Consider the following 1,167-nt stretch of genomic DNA (forward strand, 5'->3'; position numbering starts at 1 on the left):
GCGCGAGCCTGCGAAGAGCGGCTCGACTTCCAGGCGGTGACCGCGCTGAACCGGCCGGACTTCCGCACCATCAGCGAGTTCCGCCGGCGCCACCTCGCGGCGCTGGCCGAGCTCTTCGTGCAAGTGCTCGCCTTGTGCCGGCGCGCCGGCCTGGTCGGGCTCGGCCATGTCGCGGTGGACGGCACCAAGCTGCGCGCCAATGCTTCCAAGCACAAGGCGATGAGCTATGCCCGGATGGGCCCGGCCGAGGCCGAGTTGGCGGCCGAGGTCGAGGGGTGGCTGGCGCAGGCCGAGGGGACGGATGCTGCGGAGGACGCCACTCTCGGCGCCGAGCAGCGCGGCGACGAGATGCCGGCCTGGATGCGCGACAAGGAGCGTCGTCTGGAGCGCATCCGTGCCGCAAAGACGGAACTCGAGGCCGAGGCGCGGGCCGCCGCGGCTGCCAGGCCGGATCCGGGAACAAAGGCCGACGGCTCGCCGCGCGGGCGTCGCGGGCGCAAGCCGAAGCACCCGCCGGGCGAGCCCAAGCCCACCGCCCAGCGCAACTTCACCGATCCGGAGAGCCGGATCATGAAGGGCCGGAACGGCTTCGTGCAGGCCTACAACGCCGGGGCCGCGGTGGACGCGAAGGCGCAGGTCATCCTGGCGCATCACCTGACCAACAACCCCTCCGACCAGGACACGCTGGGACCACTGCTCGATGCGGTTGCCGCCAACACTGGCGCCACGCCCTCCGAGGTCTCCGCCGACAGTGGCTTCTGCTCGGAGGCCAACCTGGCCGACCTCGCCGAGCGCGGGATCCGCGGCTACGTCGCCACCGGCCGCGCCAAGCACCCCGATGGCGGCGAGGACCAGCGCCGAGGCCCGCTGGTCTCAGCTATGCGTCAGCGGCTCAGACGCGCCGGACGGCGCAGCCGCTACCGATTACGCAAGCAGGTCGTCGAACCCGTCTTTGGACAGATCAAGGCGGCACGAGGCTTCCGGCAGTTCCTCTTCCGGGGCATTGAGAAGGTGAAACACGAGTGGGCGTTGGTCTGCACCGCCCACAACCTCACCAAGCTCGCCAGGGCAGCAACAGGCTAACCCGCGCTGGAAGGGCGCGCCATGAGCGCCGCTCAACGCCCCCAAGCGTCAGCTCGAAATGGGGTTACCCGGACGGTCTCCTAG

Annotated in this window: 1 protein-coding gene; it reads left to right on the plus strand. The window is 70.6% G+C overall.

Annotated features, from left to right (window positions below; translation table 11 throughout):
• Window positions 1–1,083 (plus strand): transposase (locus ACO1BU_RS37495; RefSeq protein WP_424140923.1); only part of this gene is annotated, 1,083 nt, incomplete at its 5' end.
• Window positions 1,084–1,167: the final 84 nt, after the last annotated feature.

It is taken from the genome of Roseomonas chloroacetimidivorans (assembly GCF_049629625.1).
Classification (GTDB): domain Bacteria; phylum Pseudomonadota; class Alphaproteobacteria; order Acetobacterales; family Acetobacteraceae; genus Roseomonas; species Roseomonas chloroacetimidivorans.